At 73.0% G+C, this 25,715-nt stretch carries 22 protein-coding genes and 1 tRNA gene; 17 read left to right on the top strand and 6 right to left on the bottom strand.

Going from position 1 to position 25,715, the window contains the following annotated elements; translation table 11 throughout:
• The first annotated feature begins 6 nt into the window (after positions 1-6).
• The 4 genes from AVL62_RS06870 to AVL62_RS06855 all read left to right on the top strand — a co-directional run bounded on the left by AVL62_RS06870 (position 7) and on the right by AVL62_RS06855 (position 4,199).
• Positions 7-1,995 carry a fumarate reductase/succinate dehydrogenase flavoprotein subunit gene (locus AVL62_RS06870; RefSeq protein ID WP_058890896.1) on the top strand — a complete coding sequence of 663 codons (1,989 nt, stop codon included), beginning with the start codon at positions 7-9 and terminating at the stop codon, positions 1,993-1,995.
• Positions 1,992-2,738: a succinate dehydrogenase/fumarate reductase iron-sulfur subunit gene (locus tag AVL62_RS06865; RefSeq protein ID WP_058890895.1), complete on the top strand. Its 747-nt coding sequence runs from the start codon at positions 1,992-1,994 to the stop codon at positions 2,736-2,738. The genes AVL62_RS06870 and AVL62_RS06865 overlap by 4 nt, the downstream gene beginning before the upstream one ends.
• A gap of 20 nt (positions 2,739-2,758) precedes the next feature.
• Positions 2,759-3,598 carry a 16S rRNA (cytidine(1402)-2'-O)-methyltransferase gene (rsmI, locus tag AVL62_RS06860; RefSeq protein WP_058890894.1) on the top strand — a complete coding sequence of 280 codons (840 nt, stop codon included), beginning with the start codon at positions 2,759-2,761 and terminating at the stop codon, positions 3,596-3,598.
• A gap of 172 nt (positions 3,599-3,770) precedes the next feature.
• Entirely contained in the window at positions 3,771-4,199 is a 429-nt protein-coding gene (locus AVL62_RS06855) for a hypothetical protein (RefSeq protein ID WP_058890893.1), read from the top strand.
• A gap of 102 nt (positions 4,200-4,301) precedes the next feature.
• Here the strand turns inward: AVL62_RS06855 and AVL62_RS06850 are convergent, their stop codons facing one another.
• Positions 4,302-4,913: a DUF4126 domain-containing protein gene (locus tag AVL62_RS06850; protein WP_058890892.1), complete on the bottom strand. Its 612-nt coding sequence runs from the start codon at positions 4,911-4,913 to the stop codon at positions 4,302-4,304.
• Between the two features lie 144 nt (positions 4,914-5,057).
• Here AVL62_RS06850 and AVL62_RS06845 point away from each other — a divergent pair, with 144 nt between their 5' ends.
• From AVL62_RS06845 to AVL62_RS06805, 9 genes are all read left to right on the top strand, one after another.
• Positions 5,058-5,540, top strand: a complete 483-nt coding sequence (locus AVL62_RS06845) for a SigE family RNA polymerase sigma factor (protein WP_058890891.1) — start codon at positions 5,058-5,060, stop codon at positions 5,538-5,540.
• Complete coding sequence (locus tag AVL62_RS06840) at positions 5,533-6,942, top strand: hypothetical protein (RefSeq protein ID WP_058890890.1); 1,410 nt, start codon at positions 5,533-5,535, stop codon at positions 6,940-6,942. Before AVL62_RS06845 ends, AVL62_RS06840 begins: the two co-directional genes overlap by 8 nt.
• An 85-nt stretch (positions 6,943-7,027) precedes the next feature.
• A complete protein-coding gene (locus tag AVL62_RS06835; RefSeq protein ID WP_058890889.1) occupies positions 7,028-7,507 on the top strand; it encodes a SigE family RNA polymerase sigma factor in 480 nt (159 codons plus the stop codon).
• Positions 7,500-9,272 (top strand): hypothetical protein, encoded by a 1,773-nt coding sequence (locus AVL62_RS06830; protein WP_058890888.1) that lies wholly within the window; start codon positions 7,500-7,502, stop codon positions 9,270-9,272. The genes AVL62_RS06835 and AVL62_RS06830 overlap by 8 nt, the downstream gene beginning before the upstream one ends.
• A 262-nt stretch (positions 9,273-9,534) precedes the next feature.
• On the top strand, positions 9,535-11,364 hold the full coding sequence (metG, locus tag AVL62_RS06825; RefSeq protein ID WP_058890887.1) for a methionine--tRNA ligase: 1,830 nt from the start codon (positions 9,535-9,537) through the stop codon (positions 11,362-11,364).
• 19 nt (positions 11,365-11,383) lie between these two features.
• Complete coding sequence (locus AVL62_RS06820) at positions 11,384-12,229, top strand: TatD family hydrolase (protein WP_058890886.1); 846 nt, start codon at positions 11,384-11,386, stop codon at positions 12,227-12,229.
• Between the two features lie 40 nt (positions 12,230-12,269).
• Positions 12,270-13,184: a 16S rRNA (adenine(1518)-N(6)/adenine(1519)-N(6))-dimethyltransferase RsmA gene (gene rsmA / locus AVL62_RS06815; RefSeq protein ID WP_058890885.1), complete on the top strand. Its 915-nt coding sequence runs from the start codon at positions 12,270-12,272 to the stop codon at positions 13,182-13,184.
• A gap of 43 nt (positions 13,185-13,227) precedes the next feature.
• A complete protein-coding gene (locus AVL62_RS06810) occupies positions 13,228-14,241 on the top strand; it encodes a 4-(cytidine 5'-diphospho)-2-C-methyl-D-erythritol kinase (protein ID WP_058890884.1) in 1,014 nt (337 codons plus the stop codon).
• Positions 14,241-16,136 carry an ABC-F family ATP-binding cassette domain-containing protein gene (locus tag AVL62_RS06805; RefSeq protein ID WP_058890883.1) on the top strand — a complete coding sequence of 632 codons (1,896 nt, stop codon included), beginning with the start codon at positions 14,241-14,243 and terminating at the stop codon, positions 16,134-16,136. The genes AVL62_RS06810 and AVL62_RS06805 overlap by 1 nt, the downstream gene beginning before the upstream one ends.
• 120 nt (positions 16,137-16,256) lie before the next feature.
• Here the strand turns inward: AVL62_RS06805 and AVL62_RS06800 are convergent, their stop codons facing one another.
• The 3 genes from AVL62_RS06800 to AVL62_RS06790 form a co-directional block, all read right to left on the bottom strand.
• A complete protein-coding gene (locus AVL62_RS06800) occupies positions 16,257-16,760 on the bottom strand; it encodes a MarR family winged helix-turn-helix transcriptional regulator (RefSeq protein WP_058890882.1) in 504 nt (167 codons plus the stop codon).
• 268 nt (positions 16,761-17,028) lie between these two features.
• Positions 17,029-17,107: transfer RNA gene (locus AVL62_RS06795), tRNA-Gln, on the bottom strand.
• 81 nt (positions 17,108-17,188) lie between these two features.
• On the bottom strand, positions 17,189-17,797 hold the full coding sequence (locus AVL62_RS06790) for a TetR/AcrR family transcriptional regulator (protein WP_058890881.1): 609 nt from the start codon (positions 17,795-17,797) through the stop codon (positions 17,189-17,191).
• A gap of 92 nt (positions 17,798-17,889) precedes the next feature.
• Between AVL62_RS06790 and glmU the strand changes: the two genes are divergently transcribed.
• The 4 genes from glmU to pth all read left to right on the top strand — a co-directional run bounded on the left by glmU (position 17,890) and on the right by pth (position 21,997).
• On the top strand, positions 17,890-19,407 hold the full coding sequence (gene glmU, locus AVL62_RS06785) for a bifunctional UDP-N-acetylglucosamine diphosphorylase/glucosamine-1-phosphate N-acetyltransferase GlmU (RefSeq protein ID WP_058890880.1): 1,518 nt from the start codon (positions 17,890-17,892) through the stop codon (positions 19,405-19,407).
• On the top strand, positions 19,407-20,387 hold the full coding sequence (locus AVL62_RS06780) for a ribose-phosphate diphosphokinase (RefSeq protein WP_058890879.1): 981 nt from the start codon (positions 19,407-19,409) through the stop codon (positions 20,385-20,387). Before glmU ends, AVL62_RS06780 begins: the two co-directional genes overlap by 1 nt.
• A 238-nt stretch (positions 20,388-20,625) precedes the next feature.
• Entirely contained in the window at positions 20,626-21,300 is a 675-nt protein-coding gene (locus AVL62_RS06775) for a 50S ribosomal protein L25/general stress protein Ctc (protein WP_058890878.1), read from the top strand.
• Positions 21,301-21,397: 97 nt separating this feature from the next.
• Positions 21,398-21,997: an aminoacyl-tRNA hydrolase gene (gene pth / locus AVL62_RS06770; RefSeq protein ID WP_058890877.1), complete on the top strand. Its 600-nt coding sequence runs from the start codon at positions 21,398-21,400 to the stop codon at positions 21,995-21,997.
• A 719-nt stretch (positions 21,998-22,716) separates the two neighbouring features.
• Here pth and AVL62_RS06765 read toward each other — a convergent pair.
• Positions 22,717-23,439: a PspA/IM30 family protein gene (locus tag AVL62_RS06765; protein WP_058890876.1), complete on the bottom strand. Its 723-nt coding sequence runs from the start codon at positions 23,437-23,439 to the stop codon at positions 22,717-22,719.
• A gap of 116 nt (positions 23,440-23,555) precedes the next feature.
• Positions 23,556-25,640 (bottom strand): TPM domain-containing protein, encoded by a 2,085-nt coding sequence (locus AVL62_RS06760; RefSeq protein ID WP_153011705.1) that lies wholly within the window; start codon positions 25,638-25,640, stop codon positions 23,556-23,558.
• Positions 25,641-25,715: the final 75 nt, after the last annotated feature.

Here is a 25,715-nt window from a genome sequence, read left to right as displayed (position 1 = left end):
GGACCCATGACTGACACTGTGACCCGCAGCACCGAGCTCGTCGACGGCATCTACCGCGAGGGCGCCCCCATCACCGACACCAAGGCCCCCGGTGGTGACATCGCGGACAAGTGGACCACCCGCAAGTTCGAGGCGGCGCTGGTCAACCCGGCCAACCGGCGCAAGCTGTCGGTCATCATCGTCGGCACCGGCCTGGCCGGTGCGTCGGCGGGGGCGACGCTGGGCGAGGCCGGCTACCGGGTGAAGTCCTTCTGCTACCAGGACAGCCCGCGCCGGGCCCACTCGATCGCCGCGCAGGGCGGCATCAACGCCGCCAAGAACTACAAGGGCGACGGCGACTCGGTGCACCGCCTCTTCTACGACACCGTCAAGGGCGGGGACTACCGCTCCCGCGAGACCAACGTCTACCGCCTCGCCGAGGTGAGCGCCGACATCATCGACCAGTGCGTGGCCCAGGGCGTGCCCTTCGCCCGCGAGTACGGCGGGCTCCTGGACAACCGCAGCTTCGGCGGCGTGCAGGTGTCGCGGACCTTCTACGCCCGCGGCCAGACGGGCCAGCAGCTGCTCATCGGGGCCTACCAGGCGCTGGAGCGGCAGATCGCCGCCGGGACGGTCGAGATGTTCGCCCGGCACGAGATGCTCGAGCTGGTCGTCGTGGACGGCAAGGCCCGCGGCATCATCGCCCGCGACATGGTCACCGGCGAGATCGAGACCCATCTGGCCGACGCCGTGGTCCTGGCCTCCGGCGGGTACGGCAACGTGTTCTTCCTGTCGACCAACGCGATGGGGTGCAACGTCACCGCCTCCTGGCGGGCGCACCGCAAGGGCGCCTACTTCGGCAACCCCTGCTACACCCAGATCCACCCCACCTGCATCCCGCAGACCGGCGAGCACCAGTCCAAGCTCACCCTCATGAGCGAGTCGCTGCGCAACGACGGCCGCATCTGGGTGCCGAAGAACGCGGAGGACTGCGACAAGAACCCGCGCGAGATCCCCGAGGAGGACCGCGACTACTACCTGGAGCGGATCTACCCCGGCTTCGGCAACCTCGTGCCCCGCGACATCGCCTCGCGGCAGGCCAAGAACATGTGCGACGAGGGTCGCGGGGTCGGGCCGGCCGTGGACGGCGTCCGGCGCGGCGTCTACCTCGACTTCGCCGACGCGATCGAGCGGATGGGCGAGGACGCCGTGCGGTCCAAGTACGGCAACCTCTTCGACATGTACGAGCGGATCGCCGGGGAGAACCCCTACGAGGTGCCGATGCGCATCTACCCCGCCGTGCACTACACGATGGGCGGGCTCTGGGTCGACTACGACCTGCAGTCCTCCATCCCCGGGCTCTTCGTCACCGGGGAGGCCAACTTCTCCGACCACGGGGCCAACCGGCTCGGCGCCTCGGCGCTCATGCAGGGCCTCGCGGACGGCTACTTCGTGCTCCCCAACACCATCCGCGACTACCTCGCGCACGGCCCGTTCACCAAGATCACCGACGACGACCCGGCCGTGGCCGAGGCCGTCCAGGGGGTGCGGGACCGGATCGAGAAGTTCTTGTCCATCGACGGCACCCGCAGCGTCGACTCCTACCACAAGGCCCTCGGCAAGATCATGTGGGAGAAGTGCGGCATGGAGCGCACCGAGGAGGGCCTGCGCGAGGCCATCGAGGAGATCCGGGCCCTGCGCGCCGACTTCTGGACCAACGTGCGGGTCCTCGGCTCGGCCGAGGGGCTGAACCAGAGCCTGGAGAAGGCCGGCCGGGTCGCGGACTTCCTGGAGCTGGGCGAGCTCATGTGCATCGACGCCCTGCACCGCAACGAGTCCTGCGGCGGGCACTTCCGCGCCGAGAGCCAGACCGAGGACGGCGAGGCGCTGCGGCACGACGACGAGTACGCCTACGTGGCCGCCTGGGAGTGGGGCGGTGACGGCGAGGCGCCGGTGCTCCACAAGGAGGACCTCGTCTACGACTTCATCGAGCTGAAGCAGAGGAGCTACAAGTGAGGATCGCGCTCAAGATCTGGCGCCAGGACGGGCCTGCCGACGACGGCCGCATGGTCGACTACCAGCTGCCGGACGTCAGCGAGGACAGCTCCTTCCTGGAGATGCTGGACCTGCTCAACGAGCAGCTCATCGAGAAGGGCGAGGAGCCGGTCGCCTTCGACTCAGACTGCCGCGAGGGCATCTGCGGCATGTGCGGCGTCGTCATCAACGGCGAGGCGCACGGCCCCGAGCGGACCACCACCTGCCAGCTGCACATGCGCAGCTTCGCCGACGGCGACGAGATCGTCATCGAGCCCTGGCGCGCCGACCCCTTCCCGGTCATCAAGGACCTGTGCGTGGACCGCAGCTCCTTCGACCGCATCATCCAGGCCGGCGGCTTCATCTCCGCCAACACCGGATCCGCCCCGGACGCCCACGCCACCCCGGTCCCCAAGGAGGACGCCGACCGCGCCTTCATGGCGGCCGAGTGCATCGGCTGCGGCGCCTGCGTCGCGGCCTGCCCGAACGCCTCGGCGATGCTCTTCATGGGCTCCAAGGTGACCCACCTCGGTGAGCTGCCGCAGGGCCAGCCCGAGCGGGAGGCGCGGGTGCTGCAGATGACCGCGCAGCACGACCTCGAGGGCTTCGGCGGGTGCACCAACCTCGGCGAGTGCTCACGCGCCTGCCCCAAGGGCATCCCGCTCAACGTCATCAGCCAGCTCAACGGCGACTACCGCCGCGCGGGCTACGGCGGGCGCGACTGACCGAGCAGGGGCCCCGGGGTATGCCCGACGCCGCGCTCGTCCTCGCCGCCACCCCCATCGGCGACAGCCGCGACGCCAGCCCCCGGCTGCTGGCCGAGCTGGCTGACGCACGGGTGGTGGCGGCGGAGGACACCCGGCGGCTGCGCCGGCTGACCGACCGCCTCGGGGTCACCGTCACGGGCGAGGTCGTCAGCTACCACGAGCACAACGAGGCCTCCCGGACCCCCGACCTGGTCGAACGCATCGCCGGCGGGGACCGGGTGCTCCTGGTCACCGACGCCGGGATGCCCTCGGTCTCCGACCCCGGCTACCGGCTCGTCCAGGCCTGCGTCGCCGCCGACCTGCCGGTGACCTGCGTCCCGGGCCCGTCGGCGGTGCTCATGGCGCTCGCGGTCAGCGGGCTGCCGGTGGACCGCTTCTGCTTCGAGGGCTTCCTGCCGCGCAAGACCGGGGAGCGCGAGCGGACGCTCACCGGGCTGGCCGACGAGCCCCGCACCATGGTCTTCTTCGAGGCGCCGCACCGGCTCGCGGCCACCCTGGCGTCGATGGCCACGACCCTGGGGGAGGGGCGCCCGGCCGCGGTGTGCCGCGAGCTGACCAAGACCTACGAGGAGGTGCGCCGCGGCGGGCTGGCCGAGCTGGCGGACTGGGCCGAGGCGGGGGTCAAGGGAGAGATCACCGTCGTCGTCGCCGGCGCCACCGCGACCGCCGCCTCGCAGGTGGACCCGGGTGACGTCATACCCGAGATCCTGGAGCGGGTGGCCGCGGGCGAGCGGCTCAAGGACGTCACCAAGGACGTCGCGCGCATGACCGGGCTGTCGGCCAAGGCGCTGTACGACGAGGCGGTGCGCGCGCGCTGACCGACCGCGGTGCGGTGGCCGACGCGGCCATCGGCGGCACACCCTGGCCGGGACGGGTCGCGGGGGAGACCCGCGGCCAACACGGCGAGGACGCTGGAGGGTGGCGCGGGCCCGTGGTTGACTGTGCCCGGCGCTGCACCGTGGTGGCGCACCCGTGACGGAGGACAGGCAGATGACCATCAACTGGCAGGCGATCCTCGGCGGTGTGGTGGGCGGCGTGCTGGCCGGTCTCGTCGCCGCCTACGCCACCACGCAGGTGCTGCCCGCCGCGGAGCCCGCCTACGGCGTCGCGGAGATGCTGTGGGCGGCGGTCGTCGCGTGCGTCGGCGGGGTGCTGGGGGTGGGCGCTGGATGGCTGGTCAACGCGCGGCGGGCGCGCGGGCTGGGCGGGATCGCCGCCATCACGAGCCTGCTGGGGTCGGTCATCGGCACGTATGCCTGGGGTCGCGTGGTCAGCGCGCTCGACGAGACCGGGCTCTTCCTCGTGGGGTCGATCCTCATGCTCGGCGGGGGGCTCATCATGCTGGCGGCCGTGTGCGGTCTCACGGCGGCGCTGCTGCGGGTGCAGTCACCCGCCGGCGAGGCCGGCGCCCGGCCGTAGCGTTCACGTGAACGCCTCAGCCGGCCGGTGTCGGCGTGTCGGCGGCCCAGGCGTTCACGTGAACGCCTCAGCCGGGGCGGGCGGTCGCGAGGTCCTCGCTGCTCAGCTGTAGCCGGCGTCGGCCATGAGCTGGTCGCGGTGCGCCTTGCGGCGGCGCTTGCGGCGCCACAGGACGAACGCCCCCCACAGCAGGAGCAGCAGCAGGAAGATCACGAGCACCGGCAGGAAGATCGCCACGAGCGAGAGGGTCAGCGCCGCCCCGTCCTCCGCGGCGGAGACCACGGGGGTGCCCAGACCGCCGGTGGTCGTGTTGACGACGGGCCGGGTGACGGCCTTGCCGGTGTGGACGATGCCGGCGGTGATGATGCCGAGGAGCACGCCCACCCAGGGGTTGTCCTGCATGAAGCTCGAGCCCTGCTCGAAGTCCTCGGCGGCCGTGCTGGCGGCGAAGATGAGACCGCCCGTCGCCGGGCGGACGAAGGTGCCGACCGCGTCGTTGACGTGGTCGACGATGGCCACCTTGTCCAGCACGACCTCGGACAGCAGGAGCACGGCGGCGATGCCGATGGCCCAGTTGGACTCGATCCAGGCGTACTGGTGCGGGAGGTTGATGACGTCGGTGAACCGTGCGATGAGCGCGACGAGGATGAACGGGATGTAGGCGTTCAGCCCTGCCGCGGCCGACAGGCCGGCACCGGTGAGGGCAGCGAGCACGTCGTGGCCTCCTGACTCGCGCGGCGCCCGGCGGGAGCCGTCGTCACGACCCAGTATGCGCCATGAGCCGGTTCTCGTCCTCGACCCCACCTCCGGGCCACCTGGGCCGTTGGGGGGATGACAGGGTGTCGAGCAGGAGGCGGTATGCGGTCCACGCACGAGCAGGAGTTCGCGGAGTTCTTCGACTCCAGCTCTCCGCGGCTGCTCAGCGCGGCCTGGATGCTCACCGGGGACGGCCACGTCGCCGAGGAGCTCGTCCAGGAGGCGCTGGCCCGCACGTATGCCCGCTGGGGTCGGGTGCGCCGCGGCAACCCTGCCGCCTACACCCGGCGGACCATCGTCAACCTGCACACCGACCGCTGGCGCAAGCGGCGCCGTGAGGTGCTGACCGACACGGTGCCCGAGCGACCGACGGCGGACGACCCGCTGTCGGTCGACCTCGTCCGTGCCCTGGCCCGGCTGCCCCGCCGCGAGCGCGAGTGCGTCGTGCTGCGGCACTACCTCGACCTCTCCGAGGCCGAGACCGCCCGCACGCTCGGGGTGGGCGTCGGCAGCGTCAAGAAGTACGCGATGAACGGTCGCCGCGCGCTGCGCGAGCTGCTGGAGGGAGTGGAGTCCCATGACTGAGGCCCGTGAGGACATCGACGAGGTCACCGCGCTGCTGGACCGGGCCGGAGGCCACGCCCCGCCGCTGCACGTGTCGCGCGAGGACGTGGTCCGGCGGGGCAGCACCATCCGTCGCGGCCGTCGGGTCGCCGCTGCCGTGTCGACGCTCGCCGTGGCGGGCGTGCTGTGGTTCGGGTGGGCGGTCGCGCCGCTCGGTGAGGACCCGGTCACGGCACCGGCCGAGGTCACCTGGTCAGACCTCGACCTGGACGGCCGCCTCCTCGGGCTGTCCGGTCGGGGGAGCTCCACGTGGAGCGCCGAGCTGCGGACGGTGGAGGGTCAGGAGCAGCCGGAGCTCGTCGTCTCGCGCGACGGGGAGGTGCTGCCCGAGCCGCTCCAGGCGCAGGACGGGCCGGGAGAGGTCCAGGTGTTCCGCACGGACGGGCTGACCGTCGCGGTCTGGCTCCACACCGAGGACGACCCCGGAGGTCCGGTGGCGTGGGGCGGGCGGTGCAGCCTGTGCGTCGGCGGTGCGAGCGACGTCGACGGGACGCGGATCGGGTATGCCGCCACAGCAGCGGTGGGGTCGGCGGACCCCGCAGAGCTGTACGTCATGACCGAGGGAGCGGTCACCACCCTCGACGGCCGCGGCGTCCCGTCCCTGGAGCTCGCGGTGGAGGAGCGCCGCTTCCTGGTGTTCCTGGACGAGCAGGCGGGCCTGTGGGGTGTCCGCGGACCGGACGACGGTGACCAGGTCGAGGTGATGCCCGTGCACGGCGACGCAGGCACGATCAGGGGCGGTGAACGTTCTGCACCGTGGCTGGTGTCACTCATCCCACCTGTGGCCGAGGCCGTCCTCGGAGAGGGCAGTGTCGAGGGCGCGTCGACGGAGCTGGCGGGGCACCAGGTCCTCATCGGCGTCGGCGACCAGACCGAAGCGCCTGAGGTCGATGTGGTCATCGACGGGGAGCGGCGGTCGCTTGACTCGTATGTCGACTCGCAGGCCAGGGAGGTCGGCGTGGGCGAGCCGCCGGTGACCTGGAGATCCACCGTCGAGGGCTTCCTCTGGCTGGACCAGGGGTCCAAGACCGAGGCGCTGTCCGTCCGGGAGGAGCTGTCGGACGGGCGGGCCGTCGTGGTCCCGGTGGCCGGCGGCACCCTCGTCGTGGTCGGCGGCTGGGCGCCCGCGCCGGAGGAGGCTGCCGTCTTCGTCGGCGACGGAGGGGGTGGTCGCTGGGAGGCCGCCACCTCCGTGCGGGTGCGCGAGCTCGCCGACGGCCGGCCGGTGACCTTCCTCGGGCTTCCCGTGCTGTCGGCGAGCGAGCAGGAGCAGGTCGTCGACGTGGGTGTGGCGGACGAGGACCCGTCGGACCCCGAACCGTTGGGCCTGGAGGAAATCCAGGTGGTGCCGCTCGGCGACTGAGCCGCGTCGTGCGCGACCCCAACCTTTCCAGGCCCCGGGCCGTTACCGGGGAGACACTGGACGGGACAGGAGAGGGGAGGGACGTGTGCGCAGCAGCGAGGAGGCGGCCTACGTCGAGTTCGTCGACGCCACCCGGGCGACGCTTCACGCCTACGCCTGGCTCCTGACGGCCGATGCGCATGCCGCCGAGGACCTGCTGCAGGAGACCTACGTCCGTCTCTACGTGCGGTGGCGCCGCGTCCGGTCCGGTCGGCCGCTCGCCTACGCACGCCGGACCATGTCGAACCTGCACACCGACCGCTGGCGCAAGGGACGCCGCGAGCGGCTGACGGACGAGGTGCCGGAGACGGCATACCGGGACGATCCGTCCTCGACCGACCTGGTCCGAGCCCTGCAGCAGCTCTCCCCTCGGCAACGGGAGTGCGTGGTGCTGCGGCACTACCTGGACCAGTCGGAGAAGGACACGGCCGCGGAGCTGGGAGTGAGCGTGGGTGCGGTCAAGAGCTACACGTCGGCAGGTCTGGCCGCGTTGCGTCCGCTGCTGCGGGAGGAGCGTCATGTCTGAGCAGCTGAACTCCATGCTGGAGCGCGCGGTGCACCACTCACCGGGGCCGAGAGTGACCGGTGAGGAGATGCTGGCGGCAGGTCGCGCACGGGTGCGACGGCGCCGGGCCGTCGGTGCGGGCTCGGCCATCGGTGCTTTCGCTCTGGCGGGAGTGGTGTGGGTGGGCCTGGGAGGAGGTTCCCTCGGACCACCGCAGGTCTCGCCGGCCTCCCTGTCGTGGGAGGTCGACGACGGCCAGACCCTGACCGTGCTGGACCACACGACCGAAGGAGGCCTGTCCTCCGTGGTGGTGAGCCACTCGCCCGCAGGCCCGACGGCCACGCTCGTCGTGGACGGGCGCGAGGAGAGTGTCGTCGGACAGAGCGCGAGCTTCGGGGCGACGGAATTCGTGAGCAGCGAGGTCACCGTGCTGGTCTGGGACCAGCCGGCGAGTGCGGACGCAGCCGATGTGGTGCCGATGCAGGACGGCTTCGGTGAGACAGGGCCCGTGCAGGAGGACGACGACCTCTGGTATGCCGTGCTCGCCGAGTCCGGTCCTCCCCCACAGGATCTGCTCTTCCACGACTCCCGGAGCGTGTGGACCGCGAGCGGGCAGATCGCGGACACCCGCGTCGTCGCGGACGGACCGGTCGAGAAGCGCGTGTTCTGGCTGGAGGGGCTGGGCCTGGCGGGGGTGCTCGATGACGGTCTCACGACGCTGGACCCGGGGTGGTCCGTCGTCGGCGACCAACCGCGGCCCTGGTGGCGCGGAGGAGGATCGGTGGAGTGGGTGCTGGCCCGGCTGCCCGAGGAGGCCACGCGCGCCCGCCTGGTCAGCACGGCGCCGGGGCAGCACGTGTCCGGCGAGCCGATCGTCGACACCGTGGCTCTGGGGGACAGCACGTACGCCCTCGCCGCGCGGGGGTACTCCGAGGTCGGCGAGGGGTCGCAGTACGCACCGGACCTGCAGTGGTCCGTCGACGGCGAGAGCTGGCGGGATCGCGAGGCGGGCACGGTCGACCCGGCGGGGCTGGGGGGTGTCGACCTCCACCGTTCCGGTGCGGACGTGTGGGCCTCCCGGGACGGTCGGCGGCTGCAGGAGATCCCCGATGTCGGTGACGGTCTGTGGGCCTGGCGTGATGTCGACGATGACGTCGTGCTGGTATCGGACGCGACCGAGACGCAGTCGACGGCCGACCTGCAACCGATCGTGCGGTGGGTCTCGCTGGACGACTCACCCGTCTCGGTGGCACCCCAGCTCGTCACGGACGAGGGCGGGCTCGAGCTGGCCGACGACATGCTTCCGGCCCTGAAGGTCGACCTGGACGGGGAGGAGCTCGTGGGGGCAGTGATGGTGGACCCCCTCGCGGACGAACCGACCGTCCAGGTGCTGGGTGGTGAGCCGAGCGACCCTGCGCTCCCGCACCTCGGTGGGGTGCAGGTGTCCGCCGCGGCCGGGATCGAGCACTGGGCGGTGTGGACCGACGCCGAGACGCCTGTCGTCGTGGACGGCCCCGGGCTCCGGGCGACACAGACCGACGACGACATGTGGAGCCTCGTCGCCCGTCTGCCGGAGGGCGCCACGGACCCGGTGCTCGTCCCCGCGGACGAGAGCATGACGGTTCAGCAGCCGCTGGGCGAGGTCACCGAGAGCGGGGGCGTGCGGTGGTGGTCACTCCCGCTGCAGGCGCCTGGCCGCCCCGACCTGCGTGAGGTCGTCGACGGTCTGGACACCGACGGTGACGGGACCGCCGACCTGCCCGTCACGGAGATGGAGACACCCTGAGTCGGCGGGTCGAGGCAGCGGCGCGGCGGCATACCGGGCTGATGCCGGTCATGGAAGTCCCAGCCGTCACTCGCGCACCGACCTGCGGGGATCTTCACCGTTGACCGGGCTATATCGCGGGCATCGGTGACTTTCCCCGCACGTCGTGACGGATGTGACTTGTGTGGCCTGTGTGAGCGCTCGCGGCCGACCGGAGCGCGGGTGCCGGGCCGAAGTCCGGACGGGGAGGACGCCTCCCGGGGCGCACCTAGACTGGTGACCCATGAGTCATGTCCTGTCCGCGGTCGCCTGGCCGTACGCCAACGGCCCGCGCCACATCGGCCACGTCGCCGGGTTCGGCGTCCCCTCCGACGTCTTCAGCCGCTACATGCGCATGGCCGGCCACGACGTGCTCATGGTGTCCGGCTCCGACGAGCACGGAACCCCGATCCTCGTGCAGGCCGACGCGGCCGGGCAGAGCCCGCAGGAGTTCATCGACACCAACCACGCGCTCATCGCCGCCGACCTCGCGGCGCTGGGGGTGTCCTACGACCTCTACACGCGCACCACCACGGCCAACCACGACGAGGTCGTGCAGCAGATGTTCCTCGCCTGCTGGCGCAACGGCTACCTGCTCGAGCAGACCCAGCAGGTGGCCATCAGCCCGTCCACCGGGCGCACCCTGCCGGACCGCTACATCGAGGGCACCTGCCCGATCTGCGGGTATGCCGAGGCGCGCGGCGACCAGTGCGACAACTGCGGCAACCAGCTCGACCCGGCGGACCTGCGGGACCCGCGCTCGAAGATCAACGGCGAGACGCCGGAGTTCCGCGACACCGAGCACTTCTTCCTCGACCTGCCGGCGCTCGCCGAGGCGCTCGGCGAGTGGCTCGACGGCCGGGAGGCCAGCGGGCTGTGGCGGCCCAACGTCATCCGCTTCTCCCAGAACATCCTCGCCGAGATCCGGCCGCGGCCCATCACCCGCGACATCGACTGGGGCATCACCATCCCGCTCGAGGGCTGGTCGGAGAACCCCACGAAGAAGCTCTACGTCTGGTTCGACGCGGTCATCGGCTACCTCTCGGCCTCGGTCGAGTGGGCGCGGCGGCTGCCCGGCGAGCAGGGGGAGCGGTGGCGCGAGTGGTGGAACGGCAGCGACGCGCTCACCTACTACTTCATGGGCAAGGACAACATCACCTTCCACTCCCAGATCTGGCCCGCGGAGCTGCTGGCGCACAACGGCGGCGGCAGCAAGGGTGGGGAGGTCGGACCCTACGGCGAGCTGAACCTGCCGACCGAGGTGGTCTCCAGCGAGTTCCTCACCATGGAGGGCAAGCAGTTCTCCACCTCGCGCGGCGTCGTCATCTACGTGCGGGACGTGCTGGAGCGCTACCAGCCGGACGCGCTGCGCTACTTCCTCTCGGCCGCGGCGCCGGAGACGGCCGACTCCGACTTCTCCTGGCCGGAGTTCGTCAAGCGCACCAACACCGAGCTCGTCGCCGGCTGGGGCAACCTCGTCAACCGGACCGCCTCGATGATCGCCAAGAACTTCGGCGAGATCCCGCAGCCCGGCGAGCTGCAGGACGTCGACCGGGCGCTGCTCGAGCAGGTGCAGTCCGGCTTCGACACCGTCGGCCGGCTCATCGCCACGCACAAGCAGAAGGCCGCGCTCGCCGAGGCGATGCGCCTGGTCGGCGAGGCCAACGCCTACGTCTCGACCACGGAGCCGTTCAAGCTCAAGGGCGAGGACCAGCGGGAGCGGCTGGCGACCGTGCTGCATACCTTGATGCAGGCGGTGGTCGACCTCAACACGATCCTCTCGCCCTACCTGCCGCACTCCTCGAGCGCGGTGCACCGGGCGCTCGGCGGCGAGGGCGACTTCCAGCCGATGCCCCGCCTCGAGACCGTCGCGGACCTCGACGACCCGGCACGGCCGGACTACCCGGTCATCACCGGCGACTACTCCGCGGCGCCGCGGTGGGAGCACCGTCCGGTCGCGGTGGGTGCGCCGGTCGCCAAGCCCTCGCCGATCTTCACCAAGCTCGACCCCTCGGTGGTCGAGGAGGAGCGCGCCCGGCTCGGGCTGGTGGACACGGCAGGTGCCGCGGTATGACGTCGCTCGCCACCGCCCGATGAGCGGCGACCGCGAGGGCGGGCGGCCGCCGGCCCCCGACCCGCTGCCGATCCCCGTGGCGGACAACCACTGCCACCTGGACATCTCCCGGGACGACGCGCCCGTGCAGCCTCTGGAGGAGGTCGTGGACCAGGCCCGCGCCGTCGGGGTGGACCGGCTGGTCCAGATCGGCAGCGACCTGGCGGCCGCGCGGTGGACGGTGCGGGTCGCGGTCGGGCACCCCGCCGTGCTGGGCGGGGTCGCGATCCACCCCAACGAGGCACCGGGCCACGAGGCCGCGGGCGACCTCGACGACGTCATCGACGAGATCGGCGAGCTCGCACGGCACCCGCGCGTCCGGGTCATCGGCGAGAGCGGGCTCGACTACTTCCGCACCGGGCCCGAGGGCGTCGCGGCGCAGCACCACGCCTTCCGGCGGCACATCGCGCTGGCCAAGGAGCACGGGCTGGCCCTGCAGATCCACGACCGGGACGCCCACGACGACGTGCTGCGGATCCTCGCCGAGGAGGGTGCTCCGGAGAAGACCGTCCTGCACTGCTTCTCCGGCGACATGGAGATGGCCCGCGAGTGCGTCCGGCGCGGCTACTACCTGTCCTTCGCCGGCACGGTGACCTTCAAGAACGCGCAGGGCCTGCGCAACGCGCTGGCCGTCACCCCGCTGGAGCACCTGCTCGTCGAGACCGACGCGCCCTACCTCACGCCGACCCCGCACCGGGGTCGGGCCAACGCGCCCTACCTCGTGCCGCTCACGGTCCGCGCCATGGCCGCCACGCTCAACACCTCCGTGCCGCAGCTGTGCGAGGCGATCTCGGCCACGAGCGAGTCGGTCTACGGACCCTGGTGACCGTCCACCCGTCCGCTCCCCCGCCCGGGCGCGTGGGAGGATGTCGCTCGTGAGTGCGGACCCCGACGTCGAGCCGACCGACCCGCCGGGAGCCGCGCTCCTCGGGCCGGCGCAGGTCCGGGAGCTCGCCGACCGGCTGGGCATCCGCCCGACCAAGCACTGGGGGCAGAACTTCGTCATCGACAAGGGCACGGTGCGCCGTATCGTGCGCGCCGCCGGCGTCGGGCCGGAGGACGTCGTGCTCGAGGTCGGCCCGGGCCTGGGATCGCTGACCCTGGCGCTGCTGCCGCAGGTCCGGCACGTCACGGCCCTGGAGATCGACCCCGCCCTCGCGACCCAGCTGCCGCGGACGGTGACCGACCTCGCCCCGGACCTCGCCGACCGGCTGACGGTGCGGCATACCGACGCGCTGCGGGTGACCGAGCTGCCCGACCCACCGCCGACCGCCCTGGTCGCCAACCTGCCGTACAACGTGGCCGTGCCCGTCGTCCTGCACCTGCTCGCCACCGTCCCCACCCTGCGCACCGTCCTCGTCATGGTGCAGCTCGAGGTCGCCGAGCGGCTCGCCGCGCGGCCGGGGAGCAAGGCGTACGGCGTGCCGAGCGTCAAGGCCGCCTGGTACGCCGACGTCACCGGCGCCGGGCGCATCGGCCGGCAGGTCTTCTGGCCGGCGCCCAACGTCGACTCGGGGCTGGTGCGCATGGTCCGTCGCGAGCCGCCCGCCTCCGTGGCGACCCGGGAGCAGGTCTTCGCGGTCGTCGACGCCGCCTTCGCCCAGCGCCGCAAGACGTTGCGGGCGGCGCTGGCCGGGTGGGCGGGCTCCGCCGCCCAGGCCGAGGCGCACCTCCTCGCGGCCGGGGTCGACCCCCGGGCCCGCGGCGAGGTGCTGACCGTCGCGGACTTCACCCGCATCGCCGACGCCGCCGCAGGTCAGGACGCTGGGGCAGAGGGCTGACGCCGGGGGCGCCGCACCGGGGGCGACACCATAGGGTGAGGTCATGACCACGGGCACGCAGGCGCACTCCGTCACCGTCCGGGTGCCCGGCAAGATCAACCTCGGGCTCTCGGTCGGGCCGCTGCGTGAGGACGGCTACCACGAGCTGTCGACGATCTACCACGCCGTGAGCCTCTACGACACGGTGACCGTGCAGCCCGCCGAGCGCTGGTCGGTGCACGTCACCGGACCCTGGGGCGAGCGGGTCCCCACCGACGAGAGCAACCTGGCCCTGGTCGCGGCCAAGACGCTCGCCAAGAGGCGCGGCCGCCGGGCCAAGGTCGACCCGGTGCGCATCGACATCGACAAGCACATCCCGGTGGCCGGGGGTATGGCCGGTGGCAGCGCGGACGCCGCCGCGGCGCTCGTCGCCTGCCGGGAGCTGTGGGGCCTGGACCACGTCGAGAACGACCTGCTCGAGCTCGTCGCCGCCAGCCTGGGCTCGGACATCCCCTTCCTGCTGCACGGCGGCACCGCGATCGGCAGCGGCCGCGGGGAGCAGGTCACGCCCGTGCTCGCCCGCGGCGAGCTGCACTGGGTGCTGTGGGCGGGGGAGGGACTCTCGCTGTCCACCCCGGAGGTGTATGCCGAGTGCGACCGGCTGCGCGAGGAGGCCGGGGTCGAGGTGCCGGCACCCGAGCCGTCCGGTGCGCTCATGGCCGCGCTGCGGCGCATGGACACCGATGAGGTGGCCGACGCCCTGTGCAACGACCTGCAGGAGGCGGCCGTGTCGCTGCAGCCGTCGCTGGCGGAGGCCCTCGCCGCCGGGCTCGACCTGGGCGCCCGGGGCGCGCTCGTGTCCGGCTCCGGACCGACCGTCGCCTTCCTCGTCGGCTCGCAGACCGAGGCGATCGACCTGTCGGTCGGGCTGGCGGCCAACGGGCCGACCGGCGACATCGTGCGGGCCGTGGGCCCGGTGCCGGGCGCGCAGATCGTCCACCACCGCAGCGGCCCCGAGCCGACCCGCCCGCGGACCGACCCCGACCGCCCCGGGCCGCTCGGCCCGGTGGTCGGCTGATGGCGCCCGCTCGCGCCAGCCTCGTCACCCTCGACCGCGCGCACCTGCTCGCCGGCACCCAGGTGCTGCTCGACCAGGTGTCCGTCGGGGTGCTCGACGGTGACCGGATCGGGGTCGTCGGCCGCAACGGCGGGGGCAAGACCTCGCTGCTGTCGGTCCTCACCGGGCGGCGCACGCTCGACGCCGGCCGGGTCGTGCGGACCGGTGACGTCTCCGTCGGCATGCTCAGCCAGACCGACGTGCTCGCCCCCGACGCCACCGTGCGGGAGGTCGTGCTCGGCGACCTCGACGAGCACGAGTGGGCGGGGGACGCCCGGGTGCGGGAGGTGCTCGACGGGCTGCTCGGCGGCACCGCCGCGCCGGCCGTCGGCGGCTGGGACGCCGTCGTCGGGCCGCTCTCCGGTGGCGAGCGGCGCCGCCTCGCGCTCGCCTCGCTGCTCGTCGCCGACCCGGACCTGCTCGTGCTCGACGAGCCCACCAACCACCTGGACGTCGAGGGGGTCGCCTGGCTCGCGGCATACCTCTCGGGCCGGAGGCCGCAGCCCGGCAACGCGCTGGTCGTCGTCACCCACGACCGCTGGTTCCTCGACGCCGTGTCGACCCTGACCTGGGAGGTGTCCGACGGCGAGGTCCACGTCTACGAGGGGGGCTACGCGGCCTACGTCCTCGCCAAGGTCGAGCGGCAGCGCATCGCGCGGGTGACCGAGGAGCGGCGGGCCAACCTCGCCCGCAAGGAGCTGGCCTGGCTGCGGCGCGGTGCCCCGGCGCGCACGAGCAAGCCGAAGTTCCGCATCGAGGCGGCGACCGAGCTCATCGAGGGCGAGCCTCCGCCCCGGGACAGCGTCGAGCTGGTGCGCTTCGCCACGACGAGGCTGGGCAAGGACGTCCTCGACCTGCTGGGCGCCACGATCCGGGTGGGGGAGCGCGACCTGCTGACCGAGGTGACGTGGCGGATCGGGCCGGGCGACCGGTTCGGGGTGGTCGGGGTCAACGGCGCCGGCAAGTCGACGCTGCTGCGCGTCCTTCAGGGGGAGCACCCGCTGGCCGCCGGCAAGCTCAAGACCGGCAAGACCGTGCGCATGGCCTGCCTCACGCAGGAGCTGCGCGAGCTGGACCGGGTGGCCGGGTGGAGCGTCATCGACGCCATCACCGAGGTGCGCTCGTTCACGGTCATCGGCGGCAAGGAGGTGTCGGCGAGCTCGCTGGCCAAGCGGCTCGGCTTCTCCGGCGGGCGCCAGCAGTCGCGGGTCGGCGACCTGTCCGGCGGGGAGCGGCGGCGGCTGCAGTTCGTCCGGCTGCTCATGGACGAGCCCAACGTGCTCCTCCTCGACGAGCCCACCAACGACCTCGACATCGACACGCTCACCGCGATGGAGGACGTGCTGGACGGCTGGGCCGGCACGCTGCTCGTCGTCTCGCACGACCGCTACCTGCTGGAGCGGATGACGGACCGGCAGGTCGCGCTGCTCGGCGACGGGTCGCTGCGGGACCTGCCCGGCGGGGTGGAGGAGTACCTCCGGCTGCGTCGCGAGCGCTCCCGGGGCGGGGCTCGCGGCTCGGGGGGTCGCAGTGCGGGTATGCCGTCCGGTGCGGCCGGTGGCGCCGGCTCCGGTGGTGCCGGAGCCGGGTCGGCCGGAGCCGGGTCCGGCCCGGGCGGCGGGATGTCGGCGTACTCGCCGGCGCAGGTGCGCGAGGCGCGCAAGACCCTGGCGCGGGTGGAGAAGGCGCTGGACCGGCTGCATACCCAGCAGGTGCGCCTGCACGAGCAGATGGCCGCCGCGGCGACCGACCCCGGGGAGCTGGGCCGGCTGACCGCGCAGGACGCGGACCTGCGCGCCCAGGAGGAGGCGCTGGAGCTGGAGTGGCTCGAGGCCTCGGAGGCAGCCGAGGGCTGAGTGGTCGAGCCAGGCCGGCGCCGGGCGGGCTCACGGATCGCGGGCTGACGGAGAGGATCGCGCAGGCGGTGGTACGTCGTCAGGGTCGCGTGGCGAGGAGCCCTCCGGGGGAGCGGGTGCTCAGGCGCCGTCGAAGGGAGCCAGCAGCCCCTTGAGCAGCTGGGCCAGCTCGGCCTGACGGCCCGGCGGCACGCCCTGGAGCAGCCCTCGCTCGTCGGCGACCAAGTCGGCCAGCGCCGCGTCGACGACGTCCCGCCCGGTCGCGGTCAGCCGGACCAGCGTGGAGCGGTGGTCCGCCTCCGAGGCGACCCGCTCGACCAGCGACCGCTCGACCAGTCGGCTGATCCGGTTGGTCATGGTGCCGCTGGTGACGAGCGTCTGCCGCACCAGCTGGGTGGGCGTGAGCTCGTAGGGGTCGCCGGCCCGGCGCAGCGCCGAGAGGACGTCGAACTCCCAGGACTCCAGACCGTGCGCCCCGAAGGCGTCCCGGCGGGCGAGGTCCAGGTGGCGGGCGAGCCGGGAGACCCGCGAGAGCACCTCGAGCGGGGAGACGTCCAGGTCCGGGCGCTCACGGCCCCAGGCGGCGACGATGCGGTCGACCTCGTCGTCCGGCACCTCGCTCATGGCACCACAGTAGGCGACCGCCGTACGGCCGGTCCGGCGCAGGGCAACCATGGGCGGCGCTCGGTGGGGTGGGGGGCAACCATTGGCGGCGCTCGGTGGGGTGGAGGGCAACCATTGGCGGCGCTCGGTGGGGTGGAGGGCAACCATTCGCGGCGCTCGGTGGGGTGGGGGGCAACCATTCGCGGCGCTCGGTGGGGTGGGGGCAACCACTTGCGGCGCTCGGTGGGGTGGGGGGCAACCACTGGCGGCGCTCGGTGGGGTGGGAGGGCTCCCCGGGTAGGAATCGAACCTACGTCGCTAATCCTGATTCAAAGTCAGGCGGCCCCTACCAGCAGAGCAACCGGGGAAAGCACCGGCCAGCCTAACGGTTCGTGCCCGGGCGCCTGCCCGGCTGCCCGGGCCCCTCTCGGCTCGGCAGGGCCGCGGGATCAGCCCTTGACCCGGCTGCGCAGGGTGGGGCGGGCCTCCATACCGGCCAGGCCGTTCCAGGCGAGGTTGACGAGGTGTGCGGCGACGTCCTCCTTCTTCATCCTCCGCGAGTCCAGCCACCACCCGCCGGGGATCGCGACCATCCCCACGAGCATCTGCGCGTAGAGCGGAGCGGTCTTGGGGTCCAGGCGGCGTCGCTTGAACTCGGCCGCGAGGATGTGCTCGACCTGGGTCGCGATGTCGCTGATGAGCGAGGCGAAGGACCCGGTCGACTGACCGGGCGGGCTGTCTCGCACGAGGATCCGGAAGCCGTCGGTGGAGGTCTCGATGTAGTCCAGCAGGGCCATCGCCGCCGCCTCGAGCAGCGCCCGGGCGTTGCCCTCGTGCTCGGTGAGGGCGTCGGTGATCTGCCCGAGCAGGGCCTGGATCTCGCGGTCGACGACGACGGCGTAGAGCCCCTCCTTGCCGCCGAAGTGCTCGTAGATCACCGGCTTCGACACGTCCGCCGCCTCGGAGATCTGCTCCACGCTGGTGCCCTCGAAGCCGCGCTCGGCGAACAGGGCACGCCCCACCTCGATGAGCTGCTGGCGCCGCTGCGGGCCGGTCATCCGGTGTCGGGAGGTCTTCGCGCTCGGTGTCACGCCCCCATCATGCCAAGCGCCGGGTCGGGGGCGAGCGGGGCAGAGGTACAGTCGGTGCCGTGACGACCCACCACCCCGCTGCCGTCATCGTCCTCGCCGCCGGCCAGGGCACCCGCATGAAGAGCTCGATCCCCAAGGTGCTGCACCGGATCGGTGGACGCTCCCTCGTCGGTCACGCGATGTATGCCGCCCGCCAGGCCGGGCCCCGGCACCTCGCCGTGGTCGTGCGGCACGAGCGGGACCGGGTCGCCTCCCACGTGGCCGAGCTGGACGGCGACGCGCTGGTCGCCGACCAGGACGAGGTGCCCGGGACCGGGCGGGCCTGCGAGTGCGGCCTGGACGCCCTGCCCGCCGACCTCACCGGCACCGTCCTGGTCACCATGGGCGACGTGCCGCTGCTGTCCGGCGAGACGCTGCTCGAGCTGACCCGGGTGCACGAGGAGCGCGGCTCGGCCGTCACCCTGCTCTCCGCGGTGGTCGACGACGCCGGCACCTACGGCCGCGTCGTCCGGGACGCCGACGGCGAGCTCGCCGAGATCATGGAGTTCAAGGACGCCCGTCGGCGGCGCGAGGAGGGGGACCCCGACTACGCACACGTCGTGGACATCCGGGAGTTCAACTCCGGCATCTACGCCTTCGACGTCGAGGTCCTGCGCCGCGCGCTGACCCAGGTCGGCCAGGCCAACGAGCAGGGGGAGAAGTACCTCACCGACGTCATCCGCATCGCCCGCGAGGAGGGCCGCACCGTCGTCGCGCACCCCTTGGCGGACCTCATGCAGACCGAGGGCGTCAACGACAAGGTGCAGCTCGCGGCCCTCGGCAAGGAGCTCAACCGGCGCGTGGTCACCCGGCACATGCGCGACGGCGTGATCGTCGTGGACCCGGACACCACCTGGATCGACGCCGACGTCACCATCGGGCAGGACACCGTCATCCGGCCGGGCAGCCAGCTGCTGGGGGCCACCACGGTGGGCGCCGAGGCCACCGTGGGTCCGGACACGACGCTGACCGACTGCGAGGTGGGGGATGGGGCCAGCGTCGTCCGCACCCAGGCCGAGCACGCGGTCGTCGGACCGCGCGCGGCGGTCGGTCCGTTCTCCTACCTCCGTCCCGGCACGGTGCTGGGCGAGGGCGGCAAGATCGGCGGCTTCGTCGAGACCAAGAACGCCGACATCGGCCCGGGCGCCAAGGTCCCGCACCTCACCTACTGCGGCGACGCCACGATCGGCGAGGGCGCCAACATCGGGGCCGGCACGATCTTCGCCAACTACGACGGGGTGGCCAAGCACCACACCACGGTCGGGCGGCACAGCTTCGTCGGGTCCGACTCGGTGCTCGTGGCGCCGGTCGTGATCGGCGACGGGGCCTACGTCGCGGCCGGGTCCACGATCGAGGGCCGGGTCGATCCCGGGCAGATCGCGGTCGCCCGCTCGCGGCAGCGCAACGTCGACGGCTGGGTCGCGCGTCGCCGCGCCGGCACCCCGACCGCCGCCGCCGCCCAGGCCGCGGGGGCGGACGGCATACCTCCGCAGGACCGCGACGACACCCACCCCGAGCAGAGCGCACAGGAGAGCTGATGGGCATCCACAAGACGACCGAGAAGAACCTCATGGTCTTCTCCGGCCGGGCGCACCCTCAGCTCGCCGAGGAGGTGGCCGACGCGCTCGAGACACACCTCGTGCCGATGCAGTCGTACACCTTCGCCAACAGCGAGCTCTACGTGCGCTTCGACGAGTCGGTGCGCGGGTGCGACGCCTTCGTCATCCAGAGCCACACGGCGCCGGTCAACGAGTGGATCATGGAGCACCTCATCATGGTCGACGCGCTCAAGCGCGGGTCGGCCAAGCGCATCACCGTCGTGCTCCCGTTCTACGGCTACGCCCGCCAGGACAAGAAGCACCGCGGCCGCGAGCCGATCTCCGCCCGGCTCATCGCCGACATGTTCAAGACCGCGGGGGCCGACCGGCTCCTCACGGTCGACCTGCACACCGCCCAGATCCAGGGCTTCTTCGACGGGCCGGTGGACCACCTCATGGCCACGCCGATCCTGTCCGAGCACGTCCGGGAGAAGTACGGCGACCGCAAGCTCGCGGTGGTCTCGCCGGACGCCGGGCGGATCAAGGTCGCCGAGTGGTGGAGCAACAAGCTGGGCGGGGTGCCGCTGGCATTCATCCACAAGACCCGCGACGTGGAGCGGCCCAACCAGTCGGTGGCCAACCGCGTCGTCGGTGAGGTCGAGGGCCGCACGTGCATCCTCGTCGACGACATGATCGACTCCGGGGGCACCATCTGCCAGGCCGCCGAGGCGCTCATGAAGGACGGCGCCAAGGAGGTCGTCATCGCCGCGACCCACGCGATCTTCTCGGACCCGGCCATCGAGCGGCTGACCAACTCGGTCGCCACCGAGGTCGTCGTCACCAACACGCTGCCGCTGTCGGATGAGGCCCTGGCGATGGACAAGCTCACCCAGCTGTCCATCGCGCCGCTGCTGAGCCGGGCCATCCGGGAGGTCTTCGAGGACGGCTCGGTGACCTCGATGTTCGAGGGCCGCGCCTGACCTGCCGTTCTGGACATACGTTTCTGGTGCCCGCTCCCCAGAAGTCGATGTCCAGAACCGCGCAGGGGGATTTCGTGACCGGCCCGGGCGGGCGATAGACTGGCCGGCGTTGCCTCGGCGAGGGATGCTGCACGGTGTCCGTCATCGACGAAGAGCTCACGGTGGTCGCTGCCCCGCGCCGTGTCCCGCGTCGAGGCCTGACCCCATCCCACCGCATACCCTGAACGAGGTCTCACCCATGGCTGACCAGCTGAAGCTTCCCGCCGAGAAGCGCACGGAGTTTGGCAAGGGCGCTGCCCGCCGCATCCGTCGCGCCGACAAGGTGCCCGCCGTGCTCTACGGCCACGGCACCCCGCCGCTGCACCTGTCGCTGCCCGGCCACGAGGCCATGCTCGCGCTGCGCCACTCCAACGCGGTCCTCACCCTGGACGTCGAGGGCGAGACGCACATGGCGCTGGCCAAGGACGTGCAGCGCGACCCGATCAAGCGCTTCATCGAGCACGTCGACCTCGTCGTGGTCCGCGCGGGCGAGAAGGTCACCGTCGAGGTCGGCGTCCACCTGGAGGGCGAGGCCGCGCCGGAGACCCTGGTCACCACCGACCACTCCGTGCTCGAGGTCGAGGCCCCCATCACCAGCATCCCCGAGTGGCTCATGGTGTCCGTCGAGGGCCTGGAGGCAGGCACCCAGGTGCTGGCCGGCGAGGTCGAGCTGCCGGAGGGCGTCACCCTGGTGACCGACCCGGAGGCGCTGGTCGTCAATGTCTCCCAGCAGCTGTCCGCGGAGGCCGTGGAGGCCGAGCTCGCCGAGGCCGAGGCCGAGGCCGGCATCGAGCAGGAGGAGTCCGACGACGAGGCCGCCGAGGGTGGCTCCGGCGAGACCGAGGGCGAGGACGCCGAGGCCAAGGACGAGTGATCCGTCGCGGGCAGCAGCCCGCACCCTGCGTGTTCGTGGCCGTGCCCGGCGTCGTCCGGGCGCGGCCACGCCGCGTCGGAGCAGGAACGAGGAAGCGATGACTGAGGCGCCGTGGCTGGTGGTCGGCCTGGGCAACCCCGGGACGAGGTATGCCGGCAACCGGCACAACGTGGGCGCGATGGTGGTCGAGGAGCTGGCGCGGCAGGCGGGGGCGGGCCTGCGTCAGCACAAGGCCGGCCGGGCCTGGGCCGCCGAGGTGCGGCTGGGCACGGCCCCGGGCGGGCTCCCCGGCCCCCGGGCGGTCCTGGCCCGGCCGATGACCTACATGAACGTCTCGGGCGGGCCGGTCTCGGGCCTGGCGTCCTTCTACAAGACCCCCGTCGAGCGCGTGGTCGTCGTGCACGACGAGCTCGACATCGAACCCGGCCAGGTGCGGCTCAAGCGCGGTGGCGGCGAGGGCGGTCACAACGGGCTGCGCTCGATCAGCCAGTCGCTGGGCAGCAAGGACTACCTGCGGGTGCGGCTGGGGATCGGGCGGCCCCCGGGCCGGCAGGACCCGGCCGACTGGGTCCTGTCCGACTTCCCGGCCAAGGACCGGGTCGAGACCGAGCTCCTCGTCGGGGACGGCGCAGACGCGGTGATCGACCTGACCCAGCTCGGGCTGGAGGCCACCCAGCAGCGCTTCCACGCCCGCTGAGCAGACGGCATACCGGGGCCCGTACGACGGGCCTGCCGCTTGGGCGCTCGGTCCACGGAAAGAGAGCGGTGCGGGGGGAGAGGCGGCTGGCGGGTGCGCTCTGGTACGGCGGACCGTCCGGCGAGCGCGCAGGCCCGTACGGGAGGCTGCTCCCCGGGCGGGAGGCTGCTCAGGGAGTGGGCTACTCAGGGAAGGGGCTGCTCAGGGAGAGGGCTACCTAGGGAGGGGCTACTCAGTGAGGAGGCTGCTCAGGGAGGGTCCATTCTGGAAGGGGGATCCTGTGGGCCGAGGACCCGTGCCTCACGGGCACCACTGGTCCCATCCGCCGCACCATGCGGGGAAATGTCTGTCTGCACCGGAAATATCCCGTGCTCGTGGACATATCGACGCGTCGTGAAGCTGCTGCGGTCGCTGTGACTGGTGTGGCACCAGCCCGGCGCGCAGGGGGCCGCCGCACGGGTCGCCCCGCACCGGCCACCCACCCGGGCAGGCCACCTCACCAGGGCAAGCCCCTCATCTGGGCAGGCCACACCGACCCGGGCAGGCCCACGTGGGCAAGCCACACCGACCGGGGCGGGCCCCACCGGACCGGGCGGGCCACCCACCTGGGCAAGCCCACCGACCCGGGCGGGCCACACCGACCCGGTCGGGCCCCACACCCGGGCAGGCCCCGCCCACCCGCACGAGGCACGTCGGCCACGGCGGGCGGGCGGGTGGCGTCAGCCCTGGGCCTGGTTCTTCAGCTGGGCGAGGCGGGCCTCGATCTCGGCGTCGCCGCTGCTGGTCTCCAGCTCGGCGAACTGGTCCTCCAGGCTCGCCGACTGCGCCTCGGCGCGCCCGGCGACCATGGCCTCCTGCTTGCGGATGCTTTCCTCCCAGCGGGACAGGTCGCTGCTGGGGTCCATGACGTCGATGGAGGACATCGCCTCCTGGACCTTCTCCTGCGCCTCGACCGAGCGCGCGCGGGCGACGAGGGTGCTGCGCCGCGCCTTGAGGTCCTCGAGCTTGGTCTTCATGGTGACGAGACCGGCCTTGAGCTGGTCGACGGTCTGGTTCTGCTGGGCGATGGTGGGCTCGGCGGTGCGCACGTCCTCCTCGTGCTGGATCTGACGCCCCAGCGCCACCCGTGCGAGGTTGTCGAACTTGTAGGCACCGTCGGGGTCGCCCGCCGCGCGCATCTCCTCGGCCTTGGCCGAGGCCGCGGCGGCCTTGCGACCCCACTCGGCGGCGGCCTCGCGGTCGGTCTGCAGGTCGCCCTCGGCCATCCGCACGTTGGCGATGGTCTGCGCGACCGCCTCCTCGGCCTCGGCGATGGAGTTGGTGTAGTCCCGGACGAGCTGGTCCAGCATCTTCTCCGGGTCCTCCGCGCGGTCCAGCAGCGCGTTGATGTTGGCGCGGGCGAGCTGCCCCACCCGGCCGAGGATCGTCTGCTTCTGGGTCATGTGCTGAGTCCTTTCTCCGCCCGCGTCGTCGCGGGTCACGCTGGTCAGATGTCGAGGGTATGACGTGCCCGCCCCACCTCCGGTTGCGCTCGGCCCGGTGCGGGGTCGGGTCTGGCTCAGAACCGGCCGCCCGAGAACGTCCCCCCTCCGCCGCCGCCACCGAACGAGCCGCCGCCGAACGAGCCGCCCCCGAAGCCGCCGCCCCCGCCGCCGAAGGACCCGCCCCCGCCCCAGCCGCCGCTGTGCCGGTGCGAGCTGCCCATGCCGGAGAGGATGCCGCCGAGCACCAGCGACCAGGGGTCGATGCCGCGGTGCCCGCGCCCGGAGGTCGGCCCGCCGAACCCGCCCGGGCCGCCCCACTGGTCGGCGTCCCGCTGCGCCTCGGTGAGGGCCTGCTCGCCGAGCTGCTCGGCGCGGGTGAGCAGCTGCATCGCCGCCGTGGGCGACTCCGCCGCCTGGGCCACCGCGTCGTCGTAGAGCCGCAGCGCCTCCGAGATGCGGGTGCGGGGGCCGCTGCTCACGGCCCCGCGCCGGGTGGCGACGGTCTGGTCGATGCTGCGCAGCCGCGCCCCCACCCGGCTCACCCGTGCCTCGAAGTCCCCGCGCAGCTTGGTCTGGTGGCGGTCCGACTCCCGCAGCGGCTCGAGGAGGGCGTCGAGGTCGTGCTCGGCGGCGTCGAGCTCGGCCAGGGCGCGCAGCGGGTCGCCGCCGTCCCGGCTGGTCTGCGCCTGCTCGATGGCGGCCCGCGCCCGCTGGACCGCCTGCGCCACCGTGGGCTCACCGGCCCCCAGCCGGCGGGCGTCCTGCAGGTCGGCGGACAGCGAGGCGATCCCGGCGGTGATGGCCTCCCCGGCCCCCCGCAGCTCGGCGTCGGCGGTGGAGACCTGGTCGAGCAGGGTCGCGGCCTGCCCGACGGACTCCTCCGCGGCGCGCGCCGCCGCGACCGCCGAGGCGCGGTCGTCCCGCTCCAACGACTGCCGGCCGGCCGTGACGAAGCCGTCCGCCGAGTCCAGCAGGTTGGTGGCCTGGGCGAGGTTGCCGCGCACCGTCGCCAGCGCGGCGGCCGGGTGGCGCGCCGCCAGGCCGCGCAGCTCCTGCTCGGCGGCGGGGAGCCGCTCCCGCGTCTCCCGGGCCCGGGTGGCGAGCTCGGCGAGGAACTGCGGGGCGCGGTCCTGCAAGGAGCGCAGCCGGGCGAACTCCTGGGTCCGGGCGTCCAGCTCGGCACGGGCCGTCCCGGTCAGGTCCAGGATGCGACCCAGCATGCCGCGCTGGACGCTCTCCGGCTCCTCGGTGTCGTCGTCCAGCTGCTGGCGCAGGCTGAAGGCCTCCCGGGCCGCCTGCCGCGCCCGCTCCAGGGCGGCGCCGAAGGCCTCGGTGCGCTGGGTGCCGAACTGCGCCCGCGCGAAGTCCAGCTCCTCGCCCGCCGAGCGCACCGCGTCGTCCATGCCCACCAGCGCCTCGGCGGCCTCGCGGTGCAGCTCGGGCAGGCTCCGTCCCTGCGCGTGGGGCGGCACGGGGGCCCCGGGGTCCGGACGCCGCCGCTGTCGGCTCCGGACGGCCATGGCCACCCCGCCGACCACCAGGGGCGCGAAGAACAGCAGCGGGAAGGCGCCGCCCAGCCCCCCGGAGGAGGTGGGCTGGACCTGGTCCCCGTCGGGCACGCCGGCACCGCCACCGGAGGAGGCGTCGGCATACTCGCGGGCGAAGCCCTCGGTGGCCCCCTCGACGGCCCCCGCCCAGTCGTCCTCGGCCAGGCGCGGCTCGATGTCCTGCAGCTGCACGGTCTCGACCTGCTCCGGGGAGAGGGTGCCACCGGCGTCGCCGACGCCGTAGGCGCGCTGGTCCACGGCGACGGCCAGCAGCAGGTCGCCGGTGCCCATCTCGGACTCCTCGGCCGTGAGGGTGGCCCACTCCTCACCGCCGACCGTGGCGCCGGAGGAGTCCTCGAAGGTGTCGACGTAGGCCACGAACAGCTGCAGCCCGGTCTCCTCGCGCAGCGCCTCGATCTGCTCCGTGGCGGCGGCCTCCTCCGCGTCGCTCAGCACGTCGGCGGGGTCGTGGACCGCGTCCTCGAGGTAGCTCGGCTGCTCCGCGGCGGCGCTGCCCGCGACCGCCGGGGCCAGGGCCAGCGCGGCCCCCACGGCGAGGAGCCCCGCCGCTCCCGGGCGCAGCGTCCTGGAGCGAGGTGTCGAGTGGCTCACACCTCCTGATCCTGCCCGACGAGGGTGCGCGCCGCCACTCTGGGGTGGTCGCCCTCCTGCGGAGTCGGGTCCGTC

This window comes from Serinicoccus chungangensis (assembly GCF_001483745.1).
Classification (GTDB): domain Bacteria; phylum Actinomycetota; class Actinomycetes; order Actinomycetales; family Dermatophilaceae; genus Ornithinicoccus; species Ornithinicoccus chungangensis_A.
The sequence above is the reverse complement of the archived record's forward strand: the minus strand, read 5'-3'. Positions and strand labels throughout refer to the sequence as shown.